This window comes from Reichenbachiella sp., from assembly GCF_033344935.1.
GTDB lineage: Bacteria > Bacteroidota > Bacteroidia > Cytophagales > Cyclobacteriaceae > Reichenbachiella.
The window spans coordinates 930925-957032 of record NZ_JAWPMM010000001.1 but is presented as its reverse complement, the minus strand read 5'-3'; the positions used below and the strand labels follow the sequence as shown (position 1 = coordinate 957032).

At 38.8% G+C, this 26108-nt stretch carries 26 protein-coding genes; 17 read left to right on the top strand and 9 right to left on the bottom strand.

The features are described 5' to 3' along the window. Positions 1-24 precede the first annotated feature (24 nt). Positions 25-2358, bottom strand: coding sequence for a PAS domain S-box protein (locus tag R8N23_RS04120; RefSeq protein ID WP_318170296.1), 2334 nt, complete (start codon positions 2356-2358; stop codon positions 25-27). A gap of 265 nt (positions 2359-2623) precedes the next feature. Here R8N23_RS04120 and glyA point away from each other — a divergent pair, with 265 nt between their 5' ends. Genes glyA through rpiB form a run of 3 tightly spaced genes read left to right on the top strand, consistent with a single transcriptional unit; the run spans position 2624 to position 5206 of the window. Continuing rightward, a complete protein-coding gene (glyA, locus tag R8N23_RS04115; RefSeq protein WP_318170295.1) occupies positions 2624-3913 on the top strand; it encodes a serine hydroxymethyltransferase in 1290 nt (429 codons plus the stop codon). 13 nt (positions 3914-3926) lie between these two features. Further along, positions 3927-4754: a twin-arginine translocase subunit TatC gene (gene tatC / locus R8N23_RS04110; protein WP_412071664.1), complete on the top strand. Its 828-nt coding sequence runs from the start codon at positions 3927-3929 to the stop codon at positions 4752-4754. Between the two features lie 23 nt (positions 4755-4777). Then, positions 4778-5206: a ribose 5-phosphate isomerase B gene (gene rpiB, locus R8N23_RS04105; RefSeq protein ID WP_318170293.1), complete on the top strand. Its 429-nt coding sequence runs from the start codon at positions 4778-4780 to the stop codon at positions 5204-5206. Between the two features lie 7 nt (positions 5207-5213). On the opposite strand, the gene R8N23_RS04100 is transcribed toward rpiB, so the two are convergent. Beyond that, positions 5214-6629 (bottom strand): hypothetical protein, encoded by a 1416-nt coding sequence (locus tag R8N23_RS04100; RefSeq protein WP_318170292.1) that lies wholly within the window; start codon positions 6627-6629, stop codon positions 5214-5216. 307 nt (positions 6630-6936) lie between these two features. Here R8N23_RS04100 and R8N23_RS04095 point away from each other — a divergent pair, with 307 nt between their 5' ends. From R8N23_RS04095 to R8N23_RS04080, 4 genes are read left to right on the top strand one after another with little or no spacing between them, the layout of a single operon-like run. Then, positions 6937-7317 carry a ribosome-binding factor A gene (locus R8N23_RS04095; protein WP_318170291.1) on the top strand — a complete coding sequence of 127 codons (381 nt, stop codon included), beginning with the start codon at positions 6937-6939 and terminating at the stop codon, positions 7315-7317. Between the two features lie 3 nt (positions 7318-7320). Then, entirely contained in the window at positions 7321-8541 is a 1221-nt protein-coding gene (locus R8N23_RS04090; protein ID WP_318170290.1) for an FtsX-like permease family protein, read from the top strand. A 54-nt stretch (positions 8542-8595) separates the two neighbouring features. After that, positions 8596-9102 (top strand): TRAP transporter small permease subunit, encoded by a 507-nt coding sequence (locus tag R8N23_RS04085; RefSeq protein ID WP_318170289.1) that lies wholly within the window; start codon positions 8596-8598, stop codon positions 9100-9102. Next, positions 9099-10421, top strand: a complete 1323-nt coding sequence (locus tag R8N23_RS04080; protein ID WP_318170288.1) for a TRAP transporter large permease subunit — start codon at positions 9099-9101, stop codon at positions 10419-10421. The genes R8N23_RS04085 and R8N23_RS04080 overlap by 4 nt, the downstream gene beginning before the upstream one ends. Here R8N23_RS04080 and R8N23_RS04075 read toward each other — a convergent pair whose 3' ends face one another. Beyond that, positions 10422-11096 carry a DUF6962 family protein gene (locus tag R8N23_RS04075; protein WP_318170287.1) on the bottom strand — a complete coding sequence of 225 codons (675 nt, stop codon included), beginning with the start codon at positions 11094-11096 and terminating at the stop codon, positions 10422-10424. A 99-nt stretch (positions 11097-11195) separates the two neighbouring features. Here R8N23_RS04075 and R8N23_RS04070 point away from each other — a divergent pair, with 99 nt between their 5' ends. The 4 genes from R8N23_RS04070 (at position 11196) to R8N23_RS04055 (ending at position 14260) form a co-directional block, all read left to right on the top strand. Then, positions 11196-11429, top strand: a complete 234-nt coding sequence (locus R8N23_RS04070) for a 4a-hydroxytetrahydrobiopterin dehydratase (protein WP_318170286.1) — start codon at positions 11196-11198, stop codon at positions 11427-11429. Beyond that, entirely contained in the window at positions 11429-12106 is a 678-nt protein-coding gene (rsmI, locus tag R8N23_RS04065) for a 16S rRNA (cytidine(1402)-2'-O)-methyltransferase (protein ID WP_318170285.1), read from the top strand. Before R8N23_RS04070 ends, rsmI begins: the two co-directional genes overlap by 1 nt. Continuing rightward, entirely contained in the window at positions 12103-12888 is a 786-nt protein-coding gene (locus R8N23_RS04060) for an inositol monophosphatase family protein (RefSeq protein WP_318170284.1), read from the top strand. The genes rsmI and R8N23_RS04060 overlap by 4 nt, the downstream gene beginning before the upstream one ends. Positions 12889-13162: 274 nt before the next feature. Continuing rightward, entirely contained in the window at positions 13163-14260 is a 1098-nt protein-coding gene (locus tag R8N23_RS04055) for a ferredoxin--NADP reductase (protein ID WP_318170283.1), read from the top strand. Here the strand turns inward: R8N23_RS04055 and R8N23_RS04050 are convergent. Continuing rightward, complete coding sequence (locus R8N23_RS04050; RefSeq protein WP_318170282.1) at positions 14257-15267, bottom strand: tetratricopeptide repeat protein; 1011 nt, start codon at positions 15265-15267, stop codon at positions 14257-14259. The genes R8N23_RS04055 and R8N23_RS04050 overlap by 4 nt on opposite strands. A gap of 396 nt (positions 15268-15663) precedes the next feature. Between R8N23_RS04050 and R8N23_RS04045 the strand changes: the two genes are divergently transcribed. Further along, positions 15664-16590, top strand: a complete 927-nt coding sequence (locus R8N23_RS04045; protein ID WP_318170281.1) for a hypothetical protein — start codon at positions 15664-15666, stop codon at positions 16588-16590. Positions 16591-16661: 71 nt separating this feature from the next. On the opposite strand, the gene rpmA is transcribed toward R8N23_RS04045, so the two are convergent. Both rpmA and rplU read right to left on the bottom strand, forming a co-directional pair. Then, positions 16662-16928: a 50S ribosomal protein L27 gene (gene rpmA, locus R8N23_RS04040; RefSeq protein WP_318170280.1), complete on the bottom strand. Its 267-nt coding sequence runs from the start codon at positions 16926-16928 to the stop codon at positions 16662-16664. 9 nt (positions 16929-16937) lie between these two features. Then, entirely contained in the window at positions 16938-17246 is a 309-nt protein-coding gene (gene rplU, locus R8N23_RS04035) for a 50S ribosomal protein L21 (protein WP_084374000.1), read from the bottom strand. 465 nt (positions 17247-17711) lie between these two features. On the opposite strand from rplU, the gene R8N23_RS04030 reads away from it, so the two are divergent. The 4 genes from R8N23_RS04030 to R8N23_RS04015 all read left to right on the top strand — a co-directional run bounded on the left by R8N23_RS04030 (position 17712) and on the right by R8N23_RS04015 (position 21799). Beyond that, positions 17712-18689 carry a ribonucleoside-diphosphate reductase small subunit gene (locus tag R8N23_RS04030; protein WP_318173564.1) on the top strand — a complete coding sequence of 326 codons (978 nt, stop codon included), beginning with the start codon at positions 17712-17714 and terminating at the stop codon, positions 18687-18689. A 48-nt stretch (positions 18690-18737) separates the two neighbouring features. Further along, a complete protein-coding gene (locus R8N23_RS04025; protein WP_318170279.1) occupies positions 18738-21083 on the top strand; it encodes a ribonucleoside-diphosphate reductase subunit alpha in 2346 nt (781 codons plus the stop codon). Positions 21084-21224: 141 nt separating this feature from the next. Next, positions 21225-21419, top strand: a complete 195-nt coding sequence (locus R8N23_RS04020) for a type II toxin-antitoxin system VapB family antitoxin (RefSeq protein WP_318170278.1) — start codon at positions 21225-21227, stop codon at positions 21417-21419. A gap of 5 nt (positions 21420-21424) precedes the next feature. Beyond that, positions 21425-21799: a PIN domain-containing protein gene (locus tag R8N23_RS04015; RefSeq protein WP_318170277.1), complete on the top strand. Its 375-nt coding sequence runs from the start codon at positions 21425-21427 to the stop codon at positions 21797-21799. 9 nt (positions 21800-21808) lie between these two features. Here the strand turns inward: R8N23_RS04015 and ribD are convergent, their stop codons facing one another. Next, complete coding sequence (ribD, locus tag R8N23_RS04010) at positions 21809-22840, bottom strand: bifunctional diaminohydroxyphosphoribosylaminopyrimidine deaminase/5-amino-6-(5-phosphoribosylamino)uracil reductase RibD (RefSeq protein ID WP_318170276.1); 1032 nt, start codon at positions 22838-22840, stop codon at positions 21809-21811. Between the two features lie 100 nt (positions 22841-22940). On the opposite strand from ribD, the gene prmC reads away from it, so the two are divergent. Continuing rightward, positions 22941-23795 (top strand): peptide chain release factor N(5)-glutamine methyltransferase, encoded by an 855-nt coding sequence (gene prmC / locus R8N23_RS04005; RefSeq protein WP_318170275.1) that lies wholly within the window; start codon positions 22941-22943, stop codon positions 23793-23795. Here the strand turns inward: prmC and R8N23_RS04000 are convergent. Together R8N23_RS04000 and R8N23_RS03995 are read right to left on the bottom strand one after the other, a co-directional pair. Beyond that, complete coding sequence (locus R8N23_RS04000) at positions 23787-25019, bottom strand: lysophospholipid acyltransferase family protein (RefSeq protein WP_318170274.1); 1233 nt, start codon at positions 25017-25019, stop codon at positions 23787-23789. The genes prmC and R8N23_RS04000 overlap by 9 nt on opposite strands. Continuing rightward, positions 25020-26039, bottom strand: coding sequence for an RluA family pseudouridine synthase (locus tag R8N23_RS03995; protein WP_318170273.1), 1020 nt, complete (start codon positions 26037-26039; stop codon positions 25020-25022). Between the last annotated feature and the right edge of the window lie 69 nt (positions 26040-26108).

The following is a 26108-nucleotide window of genomic DNA, read 5'->3' as shown; positions in this document are numbered from 1 at the left end:
TAGCTGGTTGTAAGTGCTTTAATTTCACTCTGTTCCAAAATTAATAATAAAATTCGATCCTTCACCTATTTTACTCTCAACTCTAATCACTCCACCCATAGACTCGACCTGGGCTTTGGTGATGAATAACCCTACCCCGCGAGCTTCGGGATGATTGTGAAATGTCTTCCTAAGTCCAAAAATCTTATCTCTATACTTGCTCAGATCTATACCAAGCCCATTATCCTTCACCTCTAAGCATTTAATCCCATTTTTGATGAAGCTTCTAACCTTGACTATTGGAGGACGCTCTGGATGAGCATATTTCAATCCATTGGTTATCAAGTTAATTAAAATACTTTCAATGTAAACCTTTGGGTATGTGATTGAATCAAAAGCAGTAAAATCTCCTTCTACCCTTCCTCCAGTTTCTAACATTTCATTCTTAATGCTCGATAGAATCTTGTTGAGCACTCTTGATAACTTAACCTTTCTCTTTCTCTTATCCAGTTCCCATGAAGTTTTCACCACCTCATTGAGTTCCACTATCGTTTCATCCAAATTAGCCACCCCTTTTTTCAGGTTTTCCCAAACAAATTGCTCAGTAGCTTCGTCTTGATCACTTTCTTTTATTTGAATCAAAGACATCATGTTGGTAATAGGTGCTCTCAAATTATGCGATGCTATATGTGCAAACTCTTCCAGTTGATTATTTTGTCTGGTTAGGTGCTCATTCAGACTTTGCAGGTTCTTTTCATTTTCCAGAACCTTCTCCTGAGCCAATTTCCTATCTGTAATATCATAAATAGCGATTTGTACTGCAGGCTCTCCTTCAAAAGAAATCAGTGTCCCCATGGCTTCTACCCAAATCACACTTCCATCCATACATACAAACTTCTGCTCATTCTTATGAGCTGTTTTTTTAGTATAAATGTTATGAATTCGTTGGCTTGCCACGTCATGAGAGTCCGGATGGATAAAATCCATCGGGCTTTTACCTAGAATCTCCTTAGCAGATTTGGCCTTTGTAAGTCTTACAGCCTCCGCATTTATTTTTTTTATTACGCCTTTGGAATGTATGATTATTCCAACTGGTGAATGATCAAAAAGAGACTGCAATCTTTGAGCATCTTCGGAAACTTTAGATTCACTTCTAATAATTTCTCTCCGGCGATTATTGACATCCGTAACATCCTGCAAACTGGTCAACGACTTCAGGAAATTACCAGCCTTATCTTTGACAACAACAGACGAAAATAGTACATCCATAATTCCCCCATTTTTTTTCACAAACTGAAATGGGATATCCTTACAATAGCCAGTTTTAACATACTCGGGGAAAACCTTTGTTAAACCATAAGTTTTAGATTCTGGCGTCAGGAAATCAAAAGCCATTTTACCAGTTACCTCCTCACGAGTATAGCCTGTAGCTTCAAGGAAATAATCACCAACTTCAGCAATTCTTCCTTCCGCATCTACAGAGTTGAATAAGGCTGGTGTATTGAGGTACATCGCCTTAAATTTTTCTTCACTATCCTCCAACTGCTTTGTTCGACGTAGTCGATCAAGTTCTGTAGCAGCTCTGGTCGAAAATATTTTGAGGATTTTCTCATAGTGCTGGAATGTGTGATAATACTTTTGAAACATCACACACATCACTCCCGCTGCCTTTTTATTGTTCTCAGGGTAAAACAAAGGAACCGCAATTAAACCTTGAATATCTCTTTTTTGAAAGAGTTCAAAATTTGGAAAAACCAACTGACAATCAGCTGGAACACTAATAATATCCTCATGATGAAGGTTTGCAAAAGGTGACGCTTCTATACCACACGATTCCTGCTCTAATATTTTGTTATGAGTTGAAAAAGACACCATTTTCAACTCCTTTTTCTCAAACAAAGCAATGAATGAAAAATCTCCGTTGAAAGCTTTGCAAAGCTGCTGAGTTAAATGATCTAAAAAAGTTCGACCTGTAGAAGCTGCTGTTCCTTGATAAATATTCTGAATAAGATTATAATACTGAATCAGCTCGGCTTCCTGTTTTTTCCTATGGGTAATCTCTTTTACAATTGCGATTACCTCAGATCGTGAGGCCGGCTCTATCTCTACTTCAAAATACTTTTCAGCTCCATCGCTGTCAGGGACTGAAAAAAATGTAATTTCTGATTTTTGATTTTCCAGGCAAAACCTTACAACATCTACACCATTGGGCAAATAATCGAATTGATTAATATTTCTACCTACGAGTCTCTCAGAAATTGGCAGTGAATCAAAATCCTTATGGACATGACACTCCAATATCAGCCCCGATTTATCAATTCTGAAAATCGGGTTCTTAACTATGCTCAGTAAGCTTTGTTGGATATCTATCTCACTCATTGGCTAATGCTCATTGACTTGCGTTAGGTTTCACAATTAAGAACAGCGCTAGTTATTCAATTTTGCAAGTAAGACCTTTTCTAATAGTTCGAAAATATAAGGAATATATCGCAATTCGAAGGGGATAAAACATAAGATTCATACGATATTTCCATTTTTCAATTCAAATTTTTCCAATCTTATAATTTTCTTCTTCACCCCATCGTATTTCTTTGTTTACATCCTGCCATCTCGTATTTTTGCGCCTCATAGAAATTCATAAATCATGCAGAGAGATCAACAAGTATTTGACTTAATCGAAAAAGAAAGACAACGCCAGGAAAATGGCCTTGAGCTAATTGCTTCGGAAAATTTTGTTTCCGCTCAGGTGATGGAAGCCGCCGGAAGTGTATTGACAAACAAATATGCAGAAGGGCTGCCAGCCAAGAGATATTATGGTGGATGTGAAATTGTTGATCAAACTGAAAATATAGCTATTGATAGAGCCAAAGAATTGTTTGGTGCTACATGGGCTAATGTACAGCCTCATTCCGGCGCTCAAGCTAATGCGGCGGTGATGCTTGCTTGTTTGAAGCCAGGTGATAAAATCCTAGGATTTGACCTTTCGCATGGAGGTCACTTGACTCACGGTTCCCCTGTCAACTTTTCAGGAAAACTTTACGAACCACATTTCTATGGTGTGGATCAAGAAACTGGTCGAATCGACTATGCACAGCTTGAAGAGGTAGCAAAAAAAGAAAAGCCAAAAATGATCGTCTGTGGTGCTTCGGCATACAGTAGAGATTGGGATTATGCCAAATTCAGAGAAGTAGCTGATGAAGTAGGAGCCATCCTTTTAGCAGATGTTTCTCACCCTGCTGGATTAATCGCAAGAGGCTTATTGAACGACCCATTGGAATACTGTCATATCATTACCACAACAACTCACAAAACTTTGAGAGGCCCTAGAGGCGGTATGATCTTGATGAGAGAAGATTTTGAGAATCCATTTGGACTTAAAAACCCAAAAGGTGAATTGAGAAAAATGACCGCATTACTGGATTCTGGAGTTTTCCCAGGTACTCAAGGCGGACCTTTAGAGCACATCATTGCTGCTAAAGCTATTGCCTTTGGTGAAGCCTTGTCTGACGACTATATGAACTACGTGGTTCAAGTACAGAAAAATGGGAGCGCCTTGGCAGAAGCTTTCATGAGTAAGGGCTACCATGTGATCTCAGGTGGAACAGACAACCATTGTGCATTGATCGATTTGAGATCTAAAGACTTAACTGGAAAGCTAGCCGAGAATGCGCTAGTGAAAGCCGATATTACTGTCAACAAAAATATGGTTCCTTACGATGACAAATCACCATTTGTCACTTCTGGAATTAGAGTAGGTTCTGCAGCTGTGACTACCAGAGGTATGAAGGAGGCGGACATGACTAAAATTGTTGAGCTGATCGATACGGTTTTGATGAACCCTGAAAATGAAGAAAATCTTGCTTCGGTAAGAGGACAAGTCAACAACTGGATGGCTGACTTTCCGTTATACAAGCATTTAGATTCTCTAGTATAAGTACATGCAGCAACTGCCCGCGGATCAGCAACACCTAGCAGAAGAAACAGAGATGTCCTTTTTGGATCATCTCGAAGAATTGAGATGGCACATCATACGTGCATTCATAGCTATTAGTGTATTCACCATTGCAGCTTTCGTCTCAAAAGAATTTGTATTTGGTACTCTGATCCTTGGGCCTTCAAGAGTTGATTTCTGGACCTATCAGCAGCTTTGCTATATCGGTGACCTCATTCAAATAGAGGCGCTTTGTATTGATAAACTACCGTTTATCATCCAAAGCAGACAGATGACAGGACAGTTCACGATGCACATTACCTCCTCGTTTGCTGTAGGTATCATAGCAGCTTTTCCATATGCCTTTTGGGAAATTTGGAGATTCATAAGTCCCGGCCTCTACATCAAAGAAAGGAAACTCGCTAGAGGAGCTGTTTTTTATGTAAGCCTATTATTTACCATTGGTGTGCTTTTCGGTTATTTGATCCTCACTCCCCTTTCGGTAAATTTTCTAGCCAACTATCAACTAGACCCATCAATTCTGAATGAGTTTGATATTGTATCATACGTTTCTACAGTAACCACATTGGTACTAGCATGTGGACTATTATTTCAACTACCTATGGTGGTTTACTTTTTGACCAAGGCCGGTTTATTAACTCCGGACATCATGAAAACCTATAGAAAGCATGGTATTGTTGTGATCTTTTTATTAGGTGCCATGCTTACACCACCTGACCCATTTAGCCAGATTCTAATTGCGATACCGTTGATTGGTTTATATCAGTTTAGTATCATGATATCGAATAAAACGTTCAAAAACATTTCAAGAGATTTAGATTAATTTTATAATCAAAACCCAACACCATGAAAATTGCCATAGGAGGAGACCACGCTGGATACGAATACAAGAAGGAAATTATTGAGATGCTGGAAGCGGCTGGACATACCACTCAAAATTTTGGCACAGATACAGGCGACTCTGTGGATTATCCTGACCATGTGCATCCATTAGCCAGTTCTGTTGAGGAATCTAAAAACGACTTAGGTATTTTAATCTGTGGAAGTGGAAATGGTGTGGCCATGACGGCCAACAAGCACCAAGGTATCCGTGCCGCACTTTGCTGGGATAAGTCTTTAGCAGAACTTGCGCGACAACACAATAACGCTAATGTAATTGCCATTCCTGCTAGGTTTGTTTCATTAGACTCAGCAAAAGAAATGGTTTCAGCCTTTATCTCTACAGACTTCGAAGGAGGCAGACATCAAAACAGAGTGGATAAGATTTCTTGTTAATTATCTCCTACTCTTTCAGTAAATAAATTTCAGGATAACCCTCGTGATGAATGTATTGCGAGGAGATAGTAGGCATTTTTCCCAATAACTCAGGCATGGTTTGTTCTTGATCGATAATTACCTCAGGTAAGTCTTCATTAAAGTTCACAAAAGCTTCCGCACTATTATCATAGTATTTCAGCTCTTTCAATTGTAGCTGACTCAATCGCCAATTGAGATAAGGAGTGGCTAATGAAGCATTTTTATAATGATGCATTTCATCACCCAAAACCAATATTTTCTTATCCGTCAAAAGCTTTTCATATGAACTTTCTCTAATCAGCAAAGGCTCGTAGCTGACAAAACGGTCTACATGAAACCATTTATTGACAAAAGCGAGGTGATTGTACAATACTAAAATTATAATGACCCCAACACTTATTTCTGCCACCAGCCAATTTTTAATCAGCAATAAATAATGTGTTACAAAAAAGGCCACCGTCGGTATGAAAAATATGAGTTGATAAGTAGATATCTCTCTGGCCATCATCAAGCCCAAAAAACCTGAAAGGAAAAACATAAACATTACCTGCTGTATCTTTTCCTGAAAGTTGATGTATTTACCAAGTTTTCGCACTTTATAAACGGAAGCAATAAAAATCAACAATGGTACCGCTGCAACAATTGTTAACTCAGTCCAATTAAGATACTTAATGGTTTCAATTATCCACAAAGAGTTCAGTACATGATATTGAAAAATCAGATAATCATCGAACCAATAAAAATATAAGCTCGCAAAACCAACTACCATTGCAAAACCATATACCAACAGCATCATTCGCCTAAGAATAGAACCAGTATAAAGGACAAGAGAAAGTATAGTAACGACAAAATACCAAAAGGTCGGCAGATAGAAAAGTGTTGCTATACCAAGGAAAACCCCAGTAAAAATGAATAGCTCATCTTTGGTCTGATTATCCATCCGCTTAAAGAGATTATTCATTGCAAGCAAAACGAAAGTCATACTGAGCAAAACAGGCGACAGGGTCAAAAAGTCGAAAAAGGCATTCATAAAAACCATGTATAGCAAAGCCGGCACGTAAGTACTCCCATTGTACGCTTTGTTTCTAAGCATAACATTGTTGAAAATACCGGCTTGTATTACAACTAACAACACGGAAATGATGAAATAGGGTACACGGGTCTTTCCAAAGAGTATGAAGAGCCACTTATAAACAAAGACAGCCAAAGGTGCCGTATAATCCCATACGTCCTGATACATTGTATAATCGTCAGAACCCAAACGCTCACCTATCAATAACCATTTTAACTCAGGTAAAATCATCGGTACACCTGATATAAACATAGGCACCCGAATCACCAACAAGAGCAAAAAAACACCTATTAAACGATAGGGATCATTGGTTTTAAAAAATGTGAGCAAGACTTATTTCTTTTGATTTGATAATATTATCAAGCCACAAAAATAGATTTTCTCCATGTCTGCTTAGTGCATTACGGGCAACTTATTATTTTTTGTGAAACTCAACGCCGACGAAAATACGGTTTTAATAAAATATAATATAAATTAACTCGGACGATTTGAATATTAAATTTCTTAACCATATAAGAAATGATAATACCAAATGTCTGAGTTAATCCCGACAAAAAACTGAATATCAGTATTTTCGTCAATTATTCTTTTCGTAAAACGGATAATCACGGATTAATCGGGATATTTGCAGAGAGATATGAGTAGCACAAGACAACTGAAGTACGCAGGGTTGATTAAAAAAGACCTGAGCGAATTGTTCCAAAGAGATACTAGGCATTGGTTTGGAAATGCTTTTATTACGATTACAGACGTAGAAATAAGTCCAGACTTGAGCTTTGCCAGAGTTTTTTTGAGCCTCATGATGGTTGAAGACGAACCTGCTTTTCTTGAATTGGTAAAATCAAAAAAGAGTGAAATCAGAAAAGCGCTTGGGTTAAAAATCGGTAAACAAGTACGGGTTGTACCTGATCTCAATTTTTACCTGGATGACACGCAAGAAAACGCTCAAAAAATCGAAGACCTATTATCAGGGCTCAATATCCCGCCGGCTCCTGAAAAAGACGAAAGCGAAGATTAACATTTGAACCTCCCATTTTTTATATCGAAGCGTTATTTCTTCTCTAAGAAGAAGAAAAATTTCATCAACATCATAGCTATCATATCTATGCTGGTGGTGTCGATTGGTACGGCTGCTTTGATTATTGTTCTTTCGGTGTTCAATGGTATGGAAGGGCTTCTCCGCTCCATATATGGCACCTTCGATGCGCCTTTACAAGTATTGCCTAGCGAAGGCAAATCCTTCAAATTTACTGAGGACCTTAAAGCCAAAATAGAAAGCGTAGATGGTATTCTAGACATTACAGAAGTCATAGAGGACAACGCCCTGATTCGCTACAATGATGCTCAAATGATCGTTAAGATTAAGGGCATGAGCGATAATTTCGTTGAACAAGGACGAATGAAAGAAGCCATTCGGCAAGGGGAATTAAAGTTTGAAGACAATAACACATCATACGCAATTATTGGCCGGGGCATACAATTTAATCTGGGCGTTTCCTTACGCAATGACTTTTTGGCTTTACAGTTTTTTTATCCAAAAAATGTAAAACCAGGAACCATCGATCCTTACAAATATTACAATCGCGCGAACATCATGCCTGGCGCTGTGTTCGCCTTGGAACAACAGTACGATGACAACTATGTCTTCGTTCCTATAAGTTTTACCGAAAGACTGTTTGACTATAAAGACAAACGAACCTCACTAGAGTTAATGGTAGACCCAGAAATGGACTTATTGCGAATTCAATCTAAACTATCAAATATACTTGGCGATTCATTCACCGTTCTCAATAGTGATCAACAACATGCTGATTTATACAAGGTCCTTAAGATTGAAAAGCTCTTCGTTTTTATCATTTTTTCCATGATTGTAGGCATTGCTTCTATCAACATCTTCTTTTCTCTTTCCATGCTGGTTATCGAGAAAAAGCCAGATATCAGCAGTTTATTCGCTATGGGAGCATCAAAGAAACTGATCCGTAAGATTTTCTTGACTGAAGGAGCAATTATTGCTTTCATTGGGGCTGGAAGTGGATTGATTCTAGGCTTTACCATTTCTTGGTTGCAGCAAACCTATGGCCTTATATCCATGGGTGTAGCTTCGTCGGTCACCCAGGCTTACCCAATCGAAATCATTGCTACCGATTTTGTTTTCACGGCCTTCACCATCATTTTCATCACATTTGTAGCGTCAGTTCAACCTGCGATTATGGCTTCTCGCCAGGGGATCCAACACAAATAGTCTATTGCCATCTGAGAGATCAAAAAATCTCTCTATTTTGCGAGCTAAATATTCATGAATCGATTTGCCTCATATATCAATCAGTTCACCGAAAGAACCGGCCAGCTAGTTTCTTGGATTAGCATAATTCTGGTTGTATTAATTGGACTAGATGTTGTTTTGAGATATGCCTTCAATTGGAGCAGCTCAGCCAACCAAGAGCTAGAATGGCATCTATTTGCTACCTTGTTTTTATTAGGGTCTGCCTATGCTCTCAAGCATGACAAACACGTCCGGGTAGATGTATTTTATTCTAGATTCAGTGAAAAGAAAAAGGCTTGGGTCAATTTGATTGGTACCCTTATCTTTCTCATTCCATTCTGCTTGGTTGTGATCCAAACTTCCATACCTTTTGTTATTGATGCTTGGAAAATCGCAGAATCGAGTCCTGAACCTGGAGGATTGCCTCATCGATTCCTTATTAAATCTACTATACCACTTGGTGCTACTTTATTATTGATCCAAGCGGTAGCCGAAGGACTTACTTCCTTGTCTCATCTAATTAACCAACCCAATAGATGATCACAGAATATTTACCACTGCTACTTTTTGTATTAGTTTTCATTCTTATTCTTTTTGGATACCCTGTAGCTTTTACACTGGGAGGATTGTCAATTTTGGCTGGGGTACTAATTTATGATGTCGACTTTTTCTATCTGCTTTCTCTACGGATTTATGGCACCATGCACAACTTTGTGCTCATTGCTGTCCCACTATTTGTATTTATGGGCATTATGCTCGAAAAATCAGGTTTAGCGGAAAGTCTATTAAACACCATGGCCAACTTGTTTGGCAGAATGAAAGGCGGTCTTGCTGTATCTGTAGTGATTGTGGGAGGGATGCTAGCCGCTTCCACAGGCATAGTAGGCGCAACAGTCATCACCATGGGAATGATTAGTTTACCGACCATGCTTAAGAAGGGCTACTCTCCAACTCTAGCCACTGGTACAATAGCTTCTTCAGGGACATTGGGTCAAATTATTCCACCCTCTGTCGTCTTGGTACTTTTAGGGACTGTGTTAAATGTTTCTGTAGGCGATCTATTCACTGCCGCTATTGTACCCGGAGTTGTTCTAGTCGGTCTATACATCATTTACATCATCACAGTCTCGTACCTCAAACCAGAATCGGCGCCTAGCATCAGCAAAGAAGAGCGTGAAGATTTTTGGTCTGAAGGAGCTTGGAAAAGGATCATAGTTGCCTTCGTGCTTCCTTTTATGCTAATTCTCCTCGTATTGGGCTCCATTTTCGCGGGCATCGCCTCTCCCACTGAAGCGGCAGCCGTTGGTGCCATTGGCGCCATTGCTTTAACCGGTATTCAAAAAAAACTGAGTCTCTCCATTCTCAAAGAAGTGATGCGCGATACCACCTTTTTGACCTGTATGGTATTTATGATCTTGGTTGGCGCCACTTCATTTTCATTGGTATTTCGAGCGATGGGTGGAGATCGTCTTTTGTCCGACCTTATCACTCAAGGAGGGCTTTCTCCTCATCTGTTTCTTGCAGTGGTGCTTCTAGTAGTTTTTATAGCAGGTTTCTTTATCGATTTTATTGAAATCATTTTCATCATTGTACCCGTAGCGGCACCTATCTTTTCTGCTATGGGAGTTGATTTAATATGGATAGGCATATTAATCGCTCTCAATTTACAAACGAGTTTTCTAACTCCTCCTTTCGGATTTTCTCTATTCTATCTCAAGGGAGTCGCCCCTCCTGAGATTAAAACAAGCCATCTTTACAAAGGGATTGTTCCTTTTGTAGCGATCCAAATATTACTGTTGATTGCGGTGATCCTTTTTCCGGAAATGGTAAGTTGGTTGCCTGATTTATTGAAGGATTAATTAAGCATTGACAACTCCAGCCGGAGCTTGATTCACGTCAGCCTTCGCCGCTTTGTACATCACATAAAAACATCCAATCATTACCACATGGCTAATGTCGTTGAAGTTGAACCACTGGTTGATAGATATTTTCAGTAAATGAATGATCGCCGGCACAAGATTGGTAAGCACGCCAACAATTACTAATGCTGATCTCTTGTCTTTATATCTGGCATAGTGTGCAAGTGACACCGGAATTACTACTCCAATCAATCCAACTATAGAATCAATCAATACACTTGAGAAATGCTGAAAGACCAGCACTGAAGCCGACATAGCCATTAGCTGAACATAGCAAAATATTCGTACAAAAGATCTCACTTTGGGTTTCTCAATCAATGGCAACACAGCTAATTGCGCACAAAAAATCGATATTCCACTTAACAACCATGCGGCATGGTGAAATTTATGACCCACATAATGAATAAATCCATGAGCTGTTCCTCCAGTAATCGAAGCCGCGCCTATGAATAAGAAGAATAATGCCCAAAATTTTTGAGAGAGGTCAGCTTGTTCATAATAAAACAACTTGTGACCAAACACAAAACAGGCAGTAGCTACCATCCAGTTGGTAATCCATGTCATAGGCTCAGTCACCTGCAGGCCGAGCAATTCTATTGTGGGTATTTCTTGCATCGCGCAATGATAATAAAGCTCAAAAGACTTCGCACTTCAATCGCATGAACTTTCTCAAAGTTTATTACATTAGGAAAGTATCTACCTATTTTTACGACTATGTGGCAAGAAGAAAACGACACCCTCACAAGAACTTTCAAGTTCAAAGATTTTACGGCAGCCTTTGGTTTTATGACCAAAGTGGCTATTGAAGCAGAGAAAATGAATCACCACCCGAGTTGGTCAAATGTCTACAATCAAGTTACAATCATTCTATCAACACATGATGCTGGGAATATTGTAACTGAAAAAGATCGAAAATTGGCTCAAACTATAGACTCCTTGCTGGACTAATGGAATTTAAAGCATCCTTATATCTGGTACCAACTCCTATCGGCAATTTGGCTGACATCACATTGCGTGCCTTGGAGGTATTAAAAACCGTCGACATTATACTAGCCGAAGACACTCGTACCACGGGTACATTGCTCAAGCACTATGATATCAAAAGTCAACTCAAAAGCTACCACATTTTCAATGAACACAAGCAAATAGAAAAACTCATTGAAGAATTTCAAGCAGGAAAAACCATGGCACTGGTCTCAGATGCGGGAACACCAGCCATCAGTGACCCTGGATTTTTGTTAGTACGTGAGTGTTTGAAAGCCGACATAAAATTGGAGTGTCTACCTGGCGCTACCGCTTTTGTTCCAGCGCTGGTAGCTTCTGGACTGCCTAGCGACCGCTTTGTGTTTGAAGGATTTTTACCTCAGAAAAAAGGAAGGCAAACACGATTACAAGCTTTGGTTGAAGAAACTCGCACCATGATATTTTATGAGTCTCCACACCGATTGGTAAAAGCACTCAAACAATTCGGAGAAACCTTAGGCTTTGACCGTCGGGCCTCAGTGTCTCGAGAATTGACTAAATTATATGAAGAAACCGTGAATGGTAGCATTCAGGAAATCATCGACCACTTTGGAGAACAGAAAATAAAAGGAGAAATCGTAGTGATAATAGCTGGAAAATGAATCTTAAAAACATCACCCAACAAGTCGTAGACCTTTCATTAGAATGCGGAGCATTCATCAAAAGAGAAGCTGAAAATTTTAATTATGAGGATGTAGAGCTCAAAGGAAAAAATGACTTGGTCTCTTATGTGGATAAAGAAGCCGAAAAAAAGATGGTGGCACAGCTCAAAAAAATTTTACCAGAAGCTGGCTTTATCACAGAAGAAGGAACAGAAAAGGAATCTGACACTGAATTTAAATGGATTATAGATCCTTTGGACGGCACAACCAACTTCATCCACGGCCTGCCTATATACTCCACCAGCATTGCGTTAGCCAAAGGAAAGGAAATTGTGTCAGGTGTAGTTTTTGATATCGGAAGAGACGACTGCTTCCATGCTTACAAAAATGGGGGCGCTTTTTGCAACGAAAAAACCATTCAAGTTTCTAAACTACCCACTTTAGGAGATAGTCTACTGGCTACGGGATTCCCCTATTACGACTTTGATAGGATGCCAGAGTATCAATCGATATTAAACGAATTGATGCAAAATGCACATGGGCTAAGGAGATTGGGCAGCGCGGCAATTGATTTGGTTTATGTAGGATTAGGAAGATATGAAGGCTATTTTGAATACAATCTTAACCCTTGGGATATAGCCGCAGGCGCATTAATTGTAGAAGAAGCTGGAGGCAAAGTCACTGACTTTTCTGGTGGTGACAACTACCTCTTTGGTCGTGAAATTCTGGCGGCCAATACGATACATGCCGAAATGCTAGCGATTATCAAAAAGCACTGGTAATTTTGCCCACAAATGATGCAAGAATTATTGATTTGGGTGTTTTTTGGTTTGGCCACTTTTTTTGTAGCCAGAAAAATATACTTGGACTTTACCGCGAAAAATGGTTGTCCAAAAGGATGTGGAACCTGTGATTTACCCAAGTCAGAAACAATTCATATCAGCTCATCAATTAAGTCTATCAAATGATTTTGGCGACAGCCATTTAGCACTTAATTTTACCTCTCCAAGAATACGATTACAAACACAGGGCAGAAACCCTTAAAGAAGATATAAAATGGCTTTTGGTTTTTTTAAGAAGAAAAAGAAGAAGGAGAATACTGATTCTAGATATATTAACTTGACAGTAAAGGAAGTAGTAAAAGAAACTAATGACGCTGTTACCTTAGTGTTCGAACAGCCAGAAAGTGGCGATTTGAACTATCGACCGGGTCAATTCATTACTTTGATCCTGACTATCAATGGTAAAAAGGTGAGAAGAGCCTATTCCTTGTGCAGCGCACCATCGCTTGGGGAATTACCTGCTGTAACGGTAAAGGCGGTTGATGGTGGCATCATGTCCAACTATATCAATAATGAAGTAAAAGCTGGTGACACCATCCAAATTATGGAACCTATGGGTTCGTTTGTTTTGGACATCGCTCCTTCAAACAAAAAGCAAGTATTCCTTTTTGGAGGAGGTAGCGGAGTTACACCCTTGATGTCTATCGCTAAGTCCTTGTTGAAAAACGAGCCAGAAAGCCGAGTGTCTCTTGTATATGCCAATCGTGATATTGATTCGATCATTTTCAAGAGCGTCATTGAATCTCTACAAAAAGAATATCAGGAAAGACTAGATGTTGTTCATTTTCTGGAAACACCTCCTACCGAATGGGCAGGTCAAGTGGGATATATGACCAAGGAGAAGGTTTCCGAGATTATTACCGAATTGAAAGGTGAGGGTTATTCTGACTTTTCTTTCATGACCTGTGGACCTGAACCGTTGATGAACATTGTATGGGAAGCGCTGGAAGAACTCAAAATCCCAGAAGACAAGAAATTTAAAGAAAGCTTTGTGGCTGGCAATACCTCTCCAAGCGCCATTATTGCTGATGCCAATGGAGCTAAGGAAGTTACCATCCTTTTGGAAGGTGAAGAGTACACTTACGAAGTTCCTGCCAATAAAACCATCCTTGAAGCTGGCTTGGATCGAAATATAGATATGCCTTACTCTTGTCAGAGTGGACTATGCACCGCCTGTAGAGGAAAGTGTCTGCAAGGCACTATCAAAATGGATGAAGATGACGGACTATCCGATGAAGAAAAAGCAGAAGGTTATGTACTACTTTGTGTAGGTCACCCAGAAAGTGATGATGTAAAAGTGGAGATTGGTTAAGAACCAGTATTCAAATTGGCTAACTCGACTTCAGCAGCAATGTAGCCAAATGCCATCCAGTAAGGACTATCCATGAGTTGATCAAAAATATCTACCGCTCGTTCTGCGTTTCCGTTGTAGTAATACCAGTTACCTACTCCATACGCTAGTGTTACCTCATCGATGGAGATTTCCTGGTCATCTCCTAGTTTAAACAATTGTTCGGGCTTCTTTAATCCCTTGTACATCAACAGTCTATTGTGATAGGCATAGTTTTCAATCACATTCATTTTAGGTTTTATTGGCTCTAGTAAAGCCTCTGCAGCCTGTATATTTCCCAATTTCCTATAGGTCATATACAACCAGTCTGTAGCCGAAACAAGCATATCATGATTATCCGCTATTGAAATACATTTCTTATAAGCGGATACAGATTTATCGTAATTGCCCTTCATATAATAAGCCAGTCCCAGGTGATACCAAATATTAAATTGCACTGAATTTCTAGGAATGTTTCTTCTGTTTGGAAGTCCATCAGCTTCCATTTCAATCGGTAAGTTTCTAGAATAAAAAACAGCTTTTTCCAAATCTTGAATCGCCTTGTCAAACTGTCGTATAGTCAAATAACGATGTCCTCTGTGTCTGTATAGCTTATATGACTCTGGAAACTTGTTTAAACCTAACGTGTAAATTTGAATGGCATATTTATATTGATACAGATAAGATAATCTTCTTCCATACCAGATAATATTATCAAGACTATCTGGATTGTTACTAAAATTTTCCTCAGCTATGGTTAGCAGATCTTGTCTCTTTTTTTGAACAACTTCAGGAAGATCTGGTGGGTAAAGCTTGGTACCTAATAGTGAGACTGCTTCATGCTCTGTTTCCTCTACTACTTCCGCACCCAAATTTGACACATCAGATACTATAGATTTTTTTATCTGTGTATCATTTGTATTTTCTATTTGAATACAACTACTCAAACAGCATAGTAGTAATACAATACTTCTGATTTTTTGCTTCACCGTTATATTTACTTTGTACTCTTGAAATAATCCAAACTATACCTATAAGAATTCTAAACTTATAGTGTTCTATATTTCACAATCAAATCTAACCTAACATTCTTATAATGCTAAAAATAACAACACCGATTTCTGGAATAGAAAATAATTAAGTTTGATTTTCTTTCCTTAAGCCTCTTCTTTTAAGAAACAACTTAAAACAATTATTCCATCATTAAACCAAATAATTTATTGAACATATAAAGGTTCACACCTTCTATGATGTTAAAATCAAGTGAACAGAATCAAGACGGAATATAATTTTTTCTATCTTTAGGCAGATAGGATCAGCTATTTAAATCCTGCATAAAACAAAGGCTTAACTATTACTATAAATCAACTAATACTAAATCAATAATGAGTGAATCAATTGTAAATTTTTTATCCACATGGGGCACGGCCATGTACATTCTTTCGCCAGTTTTCTTCGGTATAGGAATCATCATATTTACCTTTTATAAAATAAAGCTCTCAAGTACCAAAGCATACAAGGATAAGTACGACTTGGTGAGCAAACGTGAATATGGATTTTTATTAAGCGCTCACTTTTCTATAGCCGCAGCAATATTTTTCATCTGTAATACTTATCAGGCAGAAGGCTTGAATCACTCTTTCTTGTGGTTTTGGATTCGATTATTTATCTCTTTATGCATCGGGGTACTCTATGGGTATGTGGCACTGCTTATGTTAAAGTTTTACTATCCAACACAACAGGCTAAACGATTAAAAATATACAGATATGAGCCTAGAGTAAACCCCAAAACAGGCAACAAGATGAAGCTTCTGAGTGAAGAGGAAGAGGATGCATATTTGGATGAAGGCATGCAGGCTGAAGAAGATGTTTTTTCTGTAGACTATGATGTATGGATCGATGTAGAAACGGGCGATACTCATATTGAGAAATATGAAGGACGTCTACATGCTATGGAATGTGACCGCTGCGGGTTCCAAACTTTGCGCCTTGAAAAAGAAGAAATTACTCAAGAGATTACTGAAGATCAGGAAGGTGAATTAATTAAGCATTATAAATGTTCTTATTGTAAGCGTATTAAGAGAAGAACCGTCAAGCTGTCTAAGCAAAAATCAGCCAGTGACTTTAAAATTACAGAAGCCACTCAGTTTGTAGAAGACCCCTTGAATGACGGTCCGCGCGTAGCGCTTGTCAAATTAGATATCCACACTACAGACGGACAGATCAAAAATTTTGAATTCCAAAATACAAATGAAGCTCAAAAATTTTTAAAGGAATTCGACTTGAGAAAGCTAGAAGAGGATGCCGTCTAGTACCAAATACTAGAAACAAGAAAAGCCATCCCGTTTACCGAGATGGCTCTTTTATATTTTTAACAGACTAATTAAGCCTTCGCTTCAGGAGTAACTACTGATACGAAAGATCTGTTTTGTCTTCCTTTTTTGAACTCAACTACACCGTCTGTCAATGCAAACAAAGTGTGGTCTTTCCCCATTCCAACATTTTCTCCTGGATGGTGTTGCGTTCCTCTTTGTCTTACGATGATATTACCAGCAACAATGTCTTGTCCACCAAATATCTTCACTCCCAATCGTTTACTATGGGATTCTCTTCCGTTTTTCGAACTACCTGCTCCTTTCTTATGTGCCATGGTATTATATTATTTAATATTTTCGATTAAAACTTTAGTCAATGACTGTCTGTGGCCATTTTTCACCTTGTATCCTTTTCTTCTCTTTTTCTTGAAGACAAGTACTTTGTCATCTTTCTCCTGAGCAAGGATTTTTCCTGAAACCTTGGCACCCTTCACTGTTGGGGCACCTACTTTGACCTTTCCATCGTTGTCAATCAACAATACACGGTCAAACTCTACGGAAGCGCCAGCTTCACCCTCCAAACGAGGAGTGTAAACATACTGATCTTGCGTTACTTTGAACTGCTTACCGGCTATATCAACTATTGCGTACATAATTTGTAATAAATCCAGTTTTAAAAATTGGTTTGCAAAAGTAAAATTTATCTGAGAGAAATCAAACCCTTTCAATAGCATTTTAGTCGATATAAAAAAATAAAAAAAAATCATCTTTTTTACATCCCTGATTCAAGCGCAAATGAATAGAAGTTATGGTTTAAAATCAATGCTTTCAACACACTATCCTTCAAGCATTTAAATGTTTTTTTTATTCCCTCTCAAATCACCTTTTACACCCCATTTCGGCCTTGTCTTTTTACCTTCTTTTTTTCATATTTGTACTGCTTGTTCAAAGGACTCGACACACTAACGAACAAGTAATCCAATAGAGAAATGAACACCACCGTCCTACCTTGCGTAGGGCACGAAAAAGGCGAATAATGACTGGCTTCAGTTTCATTAGTCACGACTATTATTTGTCCTTTTCAAAAAGAAATGAAGTAAAGAAAAATGGCAAAAGACATCTCACAGGACGAACCTATACTTAAAGAAAATAAGGACAGGTTTGTACTCTTTCCCATCGAAAAAGATGACATCTGGCAATTCTATAAAAAAGCTGAAGCTAGCTTCTGGACTGCCGAAGAAATAGACCTCAGTCAGGACCTTAAAGACTGGGAGGGACTTAATGACGGCGAGCGTCATTTTATCACCCATGTATTAGCCTTCTTTGCGGCCAGTGACGGTATCGTAAATGAAAACTTAGCAGAGAACTTTGTGTCAGAAGTTCAGTATACAGAAGCTAAGTTTTTCTACGGTTTCCAAATTGCAATCGAAAATATCCACTCCGAAACATACTCTTTATTAATAGATACATACGTTAAGGATAATAAGGAAAAAGATAAATTATTTCATGCGGTAGAAACGATCCCATGCGTGAAGAAAAAGGCCGACTGGGCATTGAGATGGATCGACAATGGTTCTTTTGCTGAAAGACTGATTGCATTCGCTGCTGTAGAAGGGATCTTCTTCTCTGGTAGCTTCTGTTCTATTTTCTGGTTGAAGAAGAGAGGCTTGATGCCAGGCTTGACTTTCTCAAATGAATTGATCTCTAGAGATGAAGGACTGCATTGTGATTTTGCCTGTTTATTATATAATGATCACTTGATCAATAAGTTGCCAACAGATACTGTTGAAAAAATCATCATCGATGCGGTAGAAATAGAAAAAGAATTTGTGACTGACGCGATTCCAGTGAAGCTTATTGGAATGAATGCAGAATTGATGTGTCAGTATATCGAGTTTGTAGCAGATAGATTATTGCTAGAGCTAGGATGCTCTAAACAATACAATGCAACGAACCCATTTGATTTCATGGAAATGATTTCCCTACAGGGAAAAACAAATTTCTTTGAAAAGAGAGTGGCAGAATATCAGAAAGCAGGAGTCATGAAAGATGCCAGTGACGACTCGCAGAAATTTAGTTTGGACGAAGATTTTTAAAAATATTATATACGTATATATCCCTAATACTTATAACCTGTTTGCCTTATGTTAGTACTAAAAAGAGACGGAAGGAGAGAATCCGTCAAATTCGACAAAGTCACCGCCAGAATAGAAAAGCTCTGCTACGGACTTAACACCAACTTCATTGAGCCAGTTGATATCGCTAAGAAAGTGATCTCTGGAATTTATGATGGAGTAACCACCGTAGAGCTGGATAACTTGGCCGCTGAAACAGCTGCTTCGCTGACAACTGTTCACCCAGACTTTGCCAAACTTGCAGCTAGAATTGCCATTTCTAACCTGCACAAGACCACAAGTAAGTCTTTTTCAAATACTATGAAGAGACTATACACGTACATCGATCCTAAGACTGGAGAAAATGCTTCGCTTTTAGCTACCGATGTATATGGTATCATTAAGAAAAATGCAGCGCTACTAGATTCTTCTATCATTTATGATAGAGACTTTAGCTACGACTACTTTGGTTTCAAAACCTTGGAGCGTTCGTACTTGATGAAACTAGATGGGCAAATCGTAGAAAGACCACAGCACATGCTGATGCGTGTAGCCATTGGTATTCACAAAGAAGATATTGAGGCAGCGATAGAAACGTACAACCTACTCTCTGAAAAATGGTTTACGCATGCTACTCCAACATTATTTAATGCAGGTACACCAAAACCACAATTATCATCTTGTTTCCTTTTAACAATGAAGGACGACAGTATCGACGGGATATACGATACTTTGAAGCAGACAGCAAAAATCTCTCAATCTGCTGGTGGAATTGGACTTAGCATTCACAACGTAAGAGCAACAGGATCTTACATCAAAGGAACTAACGGCGTATCTAACGGTATCGTGCCGATGTTGAGAAACTTCGACATGACAGCCAGGTATGTTGATCAAGGTGGTGGGAAGAGAAAAGGTAGCTTCGCTATTTATCTTGAGCCTTGGCACGCTGACATCTTCGATTTCCTTGATTTGAAAAAGAATCATGGTAAAGAAGAGATGAGAGCCAGAGACTTGTTCTACGCCCTATGGGTACCAGACTTGTTTATGAAACGAGTGAAAGAAAATGGCGATTGGACCCTTATGTGTCCTAACGAATGTCCTGGATTGGCTGATGCCTACGGGGACGAATTCGAGAAGCTATATGAAAGATACGAAGCAGAAGGAAAAGGCAGAAAGACCATCAAGGCGCAAGACTTGTGGTTTGAAGTGCTAGAATCTCAAATTGAGACTGGTACACCTTATATGCTTTTCAAAGATGCGGCCAACAAGAAGTCGAATCAGAAAAACTTGGGTACAATCAAGTCATCTAACTTGTGTACTGAGATTATGGAGTATACTTCTCCTGATGAGGTAGCCGTTTGTAACTTGGCTTCAATCGCATTGCCAATGTACGTGACTGAAGATGGCCTATTCGATCATCAGAGGTTGTACGATATCACTTATGTGATTACTAAAAACTTGAACAAAGTAATTGATGTCAATTACTATCCAGTGCCAGAGGCGAAAAACTCTAACATGAGACACCGTCCAATCGGAATTGGTGTACAAGGATTGGCTGATACATTCATTCAAATGAGAATGCCATTTGATTCTCCAGAAGCCAGACAATTGAACAGTGAAATATTCGAAACGATCTATTTCGCCTCTATGACTGCTTCGAAGGATATCGCTAAAGTTGAAGGCGCTTACGAAACGTTCAAAGGCTCTCCTGTTTCAAAAGGAATTTTCCAATATGATATGTGGAATGTAACTCCTTCTGAAAGGTGGGATTGGACCAGCTTGAAAAAAGAAGTGAAAAAACATGGCGTGAGAAACTCCTTGCTATTGGCTCCGATGCCAACCGCTTCTACTTCGCAGATTTTAGGTAACAACGAATGTTTTGAACCATACACTTCTAATATTTATACCAGAAGAGTATTGTCTGGTGAATTCATCGTGGTAAACAAGCACTTGATGAAAGACTTGATTGCTCTGAATCTTTGGGATGATAGCATGAAAAACCGAATCATGCAGGCGAATGGTTCAATCCAAAACATTCCAGAAATTCCACAAGACATCAAGGATCTTTACAGAACGGTTTGGGAGATATCTCAAAAGTCGATCATCGACATGTCTGCTGATAGAGGCGCATACATCTGCCAAAGCCAAAGCTTAAACATTCACTTGCAAGAGCCTAACTTCGGTAAAATGACATCGATGCACTTCTACGCATGGGAGAAAGGTCTGAAGACTGGAATGTACTACTTGAGAACTAAAGCAGCAGCAGATGCGATCAAGTTTACAGTTTCTAAAGAAGAGAACAAAAACTTCATTCCTGCTAACGACAAAGAAGGTGAGGCTAATTCACAATTCGAATGTGTAGGATGCGGTAGTTGATCTACTTTGAAAAACACAAATTGAAAGCCTTTCTGATGAAGATCAGAAAGGCTTTTTTTAATATTGGTTTTGAAGCTAGTGCTTTTATAAAAACATAACGCATCAATTTTTACGTATATTTACATGATAATTGATGCAACAATGAGAACAACGTTAGACCTTCCAGTGGAATTAATTAAAGCGGTAATGGAAATTACAGGGGCTAAAACAAAAAGTCAGGCTGTTAAATCTGCTTTAGAGAAAATCATTCAAGAAGAGCGACGCCTTAAGCTCCTAACATATAAGGGGAAAGTTGATTTGGATATTGACCTTAATACCCTTAGAGGTAGAAATTAAACTCAATGATGATACTTGTTGATAGTTCAGTTTGGATTGAATTTTTCAAAAAAGGAAACGACAAATTAGAACAACTCATTCAAGAAAACCTGGCATGTACCAATGAATTAATCTTAACGGAGCTTTTACCAATATTTCAAAAACAAAATAATCAAGATATCATTGAAGGGATGTTGGCTCTCCCTACTATTCCTCTCAATATTGATTGGGAGATTATTAGAAAATATCAATTACTGAATTTGCAAAATGGCATTAATAAAGTAGGTATCCCAGACATTATCATTTTGCAGCAAGTATTAGAGAATAAACTAGAACTATTCACTTTAGACAAACATTTTTTACTTATGCAGGGCATTTATGACATTCAGTTATTTAGATAATCTGGTATACTACTGACAGAAATAAATGTCCAACTGATCATTTTCAATTTCAAAACAATCGGTTTTCTCGCACTTTATAATCGGTGCAGGAATGCCACTTTCAAATTTGGTTTTACTGGTAAACACCCTCGCCTCATCCCACAACCCCTGATCAATAATGGATTGAATTAAGAATGATCCTCCTTCTACAAAGACAGATTGGATGCCTCGCTGTCGCATATCGATAAAAATATCATCCAACAGTTTATCTTCTCTCACCCTCAACCACTCCAAATTCTCTTCCTTGCCCTCATTCTTTAGGTTATAACATATCGTTGGAATTTCTTGATCGAATAGATGTAGATCAGAACTCAAGGTTAAATGTTTGTCTATCACTAATCGGATAGGGTTTTCTCCATCCCAATCTCTGACATTTAGTTTTGGGTTATCGTGTTTGGCGGTGTTAGTTCCTACCCAAATGGCATCTTCTTCAGATCGCCATTTATGCACCAATTTTCTTGATTGCTCTCCGCTGATCCATTTAGAGTCATAGTTTTCTCTAGCTATAAATCCGTCAGCAGTCTGTGCCCACTTGAGGATAACATAGGGTCTTTGTTTTTCCACTCTGGTGAAAAATCTTTTATTGAGTTTTCTGCCTTCCTCAGAAAGTACTCCAACCTCCACCTCTATTCCCGCTTCTTTTAACTTGGCAATTCCCCCTCCATTCACCAAAGGAAAACTGTCCTGATTGCAAATGACTACACGCTTCAACTTATGCTTGACAAGCAAATCAGCACAAGGAGGCGTCTTTCCGAAATGGGCACATGGCTCTAAGGTCACATAAGCGGTCGACTCTTTTAAAAGCTTTTTATCCTTCACTTTGCGGATTGCATTGACCTCTGCGTGAGCCTCTCCATACTTTTCATGCCACCCCTCACCTATCAGCTTATCATCATGCACAATCACACATCCGACCATTGGATTAGGGCTTACAACTCCTAAGCCCTTTTCAGCCAATTCCAAGGCACGTTGCATGTATATTTCGTCTTTTGATTTACTCATTCTGTCAAGTATTACTCATTCGAATTCACTTTCTAAACTGAAGTTCTTCTTTCCATTATTTAGAGCAATCAAATTTACACTCTTTAAGTATTTTTGTTTCATGCAGGAATACATTCCTAAACACACCTTTCAAAAAACAGTAACGCCACTGATCCCGGTTTTTGGACTCCAGGAAAGTCAAGCATTGTCTTACATCGTATTAGAAAAAATATTCAAACTTTCGAAGACAGACATCATAGTGAACCATCCATTTTTACCAGATGCTCTTCAACTAAAAAATTATGCCCTGATTGTTCAGAGACTACTCAATAATGAACCAATCCAGTATATCTTCAAAGAAGCTGATTTTTACGGAAACACTTTTTACGTTGATAAAAATGTATTGATTCCACGTCAGGAAACGGAACTCCTAATTCAAATCATTAGCAATTACAGGAAATGGGACCTCCCTAAGATGGCTGACATCGGCACAGGCTCAGGGTGCATTGCTTGTTCGTTGGCTTTATCCATTGAAGGCTCTCAGATTGTCGGATATGATGTTAGTCATGAAGCACTACAAATTGCACAGCACAATGCTTCAAAACTAAAAGCCCATGCTGTTTTTTCTCCGTTAGACATTCTTGAAGATGAAATTCCACATAAAGATTTGGACCTCATCGTGAGCAATCCACCCTATGTGATGGACCAAGAGAAGCAACAAATGAAGAAGAATGTGTTAGAATTTGAGCCAGCTTTAGCCTTATTTGTTCCAGATGAAAACCCGTTGATATTTTACAAGACCATTATGGAAAAGGCCAAAAAAGCTTTAAAAAAAGGAGGGGTACTATTTTTCGAAATCAATGAGCAATTTGGCAAGGAGACCCTATTGCTCTTTCAGCATCATGGTTATAGCGAACCAAAGATTTATAAAGATCTACACGACAAGCAAAGATTTGCTTCAGCTGTTCTAGAATAACTCTTTTCTGACCCCGTCCACTCGGTCAACGAAAGCACTATACATCGCTTTGACTTTTTCATCTGAAGATAGTAATCGGGTCAATTGGTACCTTTTCCATTTCCTGACGAAGCCATTCAGAGAAACTAAGCATATAAAGCAAAGGCCAACACTTATTGCTGCAACGGTCCATTGTGATGAATAATCATAAGCCCAATTTCCAAGATACCACCACCAAATGCAGAATCCTAGTAGTGAAAATCCAAATTTCAACGAAGCCACAAATTCAGCTTCTTTTACTCTAGTTTTTATAAATAAGTAAACTGGTAATAACACAGGCAAGTTGACTATCAAACCAATCAATGCCAAAGGCGATATCAAAAACACAATTGCCTTCTCACTCGAAGAAATTGGTCTAAAAGGAAAAGACAGCCCTTTTTCCTCCAGCTTCTTTTTTTGCTCCGCAATTTCGTTTACTTCTTCAGTCCGATCAGATAGTTTTCCCGCAGCCGAATTGATTATATCCGGGTTAATTAATTCATGCGATTTTTGGTCATGGAAGAAAATAGCATCTAGTCCAGCATATTCCTTTCTATCCAAAGAGACATGCACCTGACTCAAGGCTTCTGTGAATTGAGCTGTTAGCTTGTTGTAGTTTTCTGCATTTTCTTCTTGCTTCTTCACAACAATGGGTTCTCCAAAAACAATATGGACTGTAGATCTAAATCCCATGTGGTCGGAATAGTTAACGCCAACAGGAACAACCGAAACCTCTTGCGCTCCACCTTCAAAGTTGACCGCTCCTAATGCGATACGACTAATGCCTTTTTTTAACACCCTTTTATGTCTCCTCATATTATGCTCTCCTTCCGGGAAAAGCATGACCGCATATTTTTTAGCCAGTGCCTCGAAGCAGGCTCGAAAGATTTGTTTGTTGGCTTCCAGGGGATTTACTCCATCTTGTGCTCGATATACTGGCATTAAATTGAGCGAATTGAAAAATGCCTTTGCAATCGGGTTATTGAACACACCAGCCCTTACCAAATAATGGTCAAATCGTGTATTACTTGTAGTAATTAGAAGCGCATCGATGAAAGCGTTTTCATGATTAGACCCAAAAATGATAGGTGTGTTTTTCGGAATGTTTTCTAAGCCCGTCACTTTGACTTTGCTGTAGTACAATCGCAAGCCAATTCTTACAATTAACCAAAAGGAATAATACCAGAGATACTTAATTACAATCATTTAATCTATGTGATTGACATAGTGCTCCCATTTTGCAATCACTTCTTGGAGATCCTGGGGCAACTCAGAGTCGAATTGAACAAATTTATTAGTGGTTGGATGAATAAAACCTAGAGACTTTGCGTGTAGTGCTTGTCTAGGAATTATTTTAAAACAGTTTTCAACAAACTGCCTGTATTTGGTGAAAGTGGTACCTTTTAATATTTTATCTCCACCGTAGGTTACGTCATTAAAAAGTGGATGACCAATGTGTTTCATATGGGCTCGAATTTGATGAGTCCGACCCGTTTCCAAATTGCATTGGATTAGCGATACATATCGCAACCTTTTGATGACTTTGTAATGTGTGATGGCTTTTCTTCCATGGTCGTTTTCTGGAAATGCTGCTGTTACTCTTCGGTCTTTCAAGCTCCTTCCCAGATTTACATCGATCGTGCCTTTGTCTTCTTCTGGCTCACCCCATATCAAGGCATAATACGTTCTTTCGATACTATGATCAAAAAATTGTTTGGCCAGGCTTGTCATAGCCTTTTCACTTTTTGCAATGACAAGTAAGCCAGAAGTGTCTTTATCAATACGATGGACGAGCCCGGGGCGACCATCATTATTGGGCATGGTAGGTAAGTTGTTAAAATGATAAGCCAATGCATTTACCAAAGTGCCTGACCAGTTTTGATAAGCTGGATGCACTACCATCCCGGGTTCTTTGTTGACCACGAGCAAATCATCGTCTTCAAAAATGATATTAATATCAATATCTTCTGGAACAATATCCGTATCCTTTGGTGGCTCAGGTAGTGCTACAATTACCACATCTCCAGGATGCACTTTGTAGTTTGGTTTGATCTCCTTGTCATTGACTTTGATGAAACCATCCTTTATACCAGCTTGCAGTTTATTACGTGTTACATTTGGCAAACGATCCATAAGAAATTTATCTAATCGCAAAATTTCTTGTCCCGGATCGGCTACTATTCTGTGATGTTCGTATAAATCTTCTTCTAATGGTTCCTCTTGCATAGTCGGCAAAGGTAAGTATTAGTTTTAGATATTTTGATTATCTTAAAGCAGCAAAGGCAGCAATAATAA

Bases quoted from the DNA above. Each gene is read 5' to 3' on its own strand.
- R8N23_RS04120 (WP_318170296.1), bottom strand. From the start codon at position 2,358: ATGAGTGAGATAGATATCCAACAAAGCTTACTGAGCATAGTTAAGAAC.
- glyA (WP_318170295.1), top strand. From the start codon at position 2,624: ATGCAGAGAGATCAACAAGTATTTGACTTAATCGAAAAAGAAAGACAA.
- rpiB (WP_318170293.1), top strand. From the start codon at position 4,778: ATGAAAATTGCCATAGGAGGAGACCACGCTGGATACGAATACAAGAAG.
- R8N23_RS04095 (WP_318170291.1), top strand. From the start codon at position 6,937: ATGAGTAGCACAAGACAACTGAAGTACGCAGGGTTGATTAAAAAAGAC.
- R8N23_RS04085 (WP_318170289.1), top strand. From the start codon at position 8,596: ATGAATCGATTTGCCTCATATATCAATCAGTTCACCGAAAGAACCGGC.
- R8N23_RS04080 (WP_318170288.1), top strand. From the start codon at position 9,099: ATGATCACAGAATATTTACCACTGCTACTTTTTGTATTAGTTTTCATT.
- R8N23_RS04075 (WP_318170287.1), bottom strand. From the start codon at position 11,096: ATGCAAGAAATACCCACAATAGAATTGCTCGGCCTGCAGGTGACTGAG.
- R8N23_RS04070 (WP_318170286.1), top strand. From the start codon at position 11,196: ATGTGGCAAGAAGAAAACGACACCCTCACAAGAACTTTCAAGTTCAAA.
- rsmI (WP_318170285.1), top strand. From the start codon at position 11,429: ATGGAATTTAAAGCATCCTTATATCTGGTACCAACTCCTATCGGCAAT.
- R8N23_RS04060 (WP_318170284.1), top strand. From the start codon at position 12,103: ATGAATCTTAAAAACATCACCCAACAAGTCGTAGACCTTTCATTAGAA.
- R8N23_RS04055 (WP_318170283.1), top strand. From the start codon at position 13,163: ATGGCTTTTGGTTTTTTTAAGAAGAAAAAGAAGAAGGAGAATACTGAT.
- R8N23_RS04045 (WP_318170281.1), top strand. From the start codon at position 15,664: ATGAGTGAATCAATTGTAAATTTTTTATCCACATGGGGCACGGCCATG.
- rpmA (WP_318170280.1), bottom strand. From the start codon at position 16,928: ATGGCACATAAGAAAGGAGCAGGTAGTTCGAAAAACGGAAGAGAATCC.
- rplU (WP_084374000.1), bottom strand. From the start codon at position 17,246: ATGTACGCAATAGTTGATATAGCCGGTAAGCAGTTCAAAGTAACGCAA.
- R8N23_RS04025 (WP_318170279.1), top strand. From the start codon at position 18,738: ATGTTAGTACTAAAAAGAGACGGAAGGAGAGAATCCGTCAAATTCGAC.
- R8N23_RS04020 (WP_318170278.1), top strand. From the start codon at position 21,225: ATGAGAACAACGTTAGACCTTCCAGTGGAATTAATTAAAGCGGTAATG.
- R8N23_RS04015 (WP_318170277.1), top strand. From the start codon at position 21,425: ATGATGATACTTGTTGATAGTTCAGTTTGGATTGAATTTTTCAAAAAA.
- ribD (WP_318170276.1), bottom strand. From the start codon at position 22,840: ATGAGTAAATCAAAAGACGAAATATACATGCAACGTGCCTTGGAATTG.
- prmC (WP_318170275.1), top strand. From the start codon at position 22,941: ATGCAGGAATACATTCCTAAACACACCTTTCAAAAAACAGTAACGCCA.
- R8N23_RS04000 (WP_318170274.1), bottom strand. From the start codon at position 25,019: ATGATTGTAATTAAGTATCTCTGGTATTATTCCTTTTGGTTAATTGTA.
- R8N23_RS03995 (WP_318170273.1), bottom strand. From the start codon at position 26,039: ATGCAAGAGGAACCATTAGAAGAAGATTTATACGAACATCACAGAATA.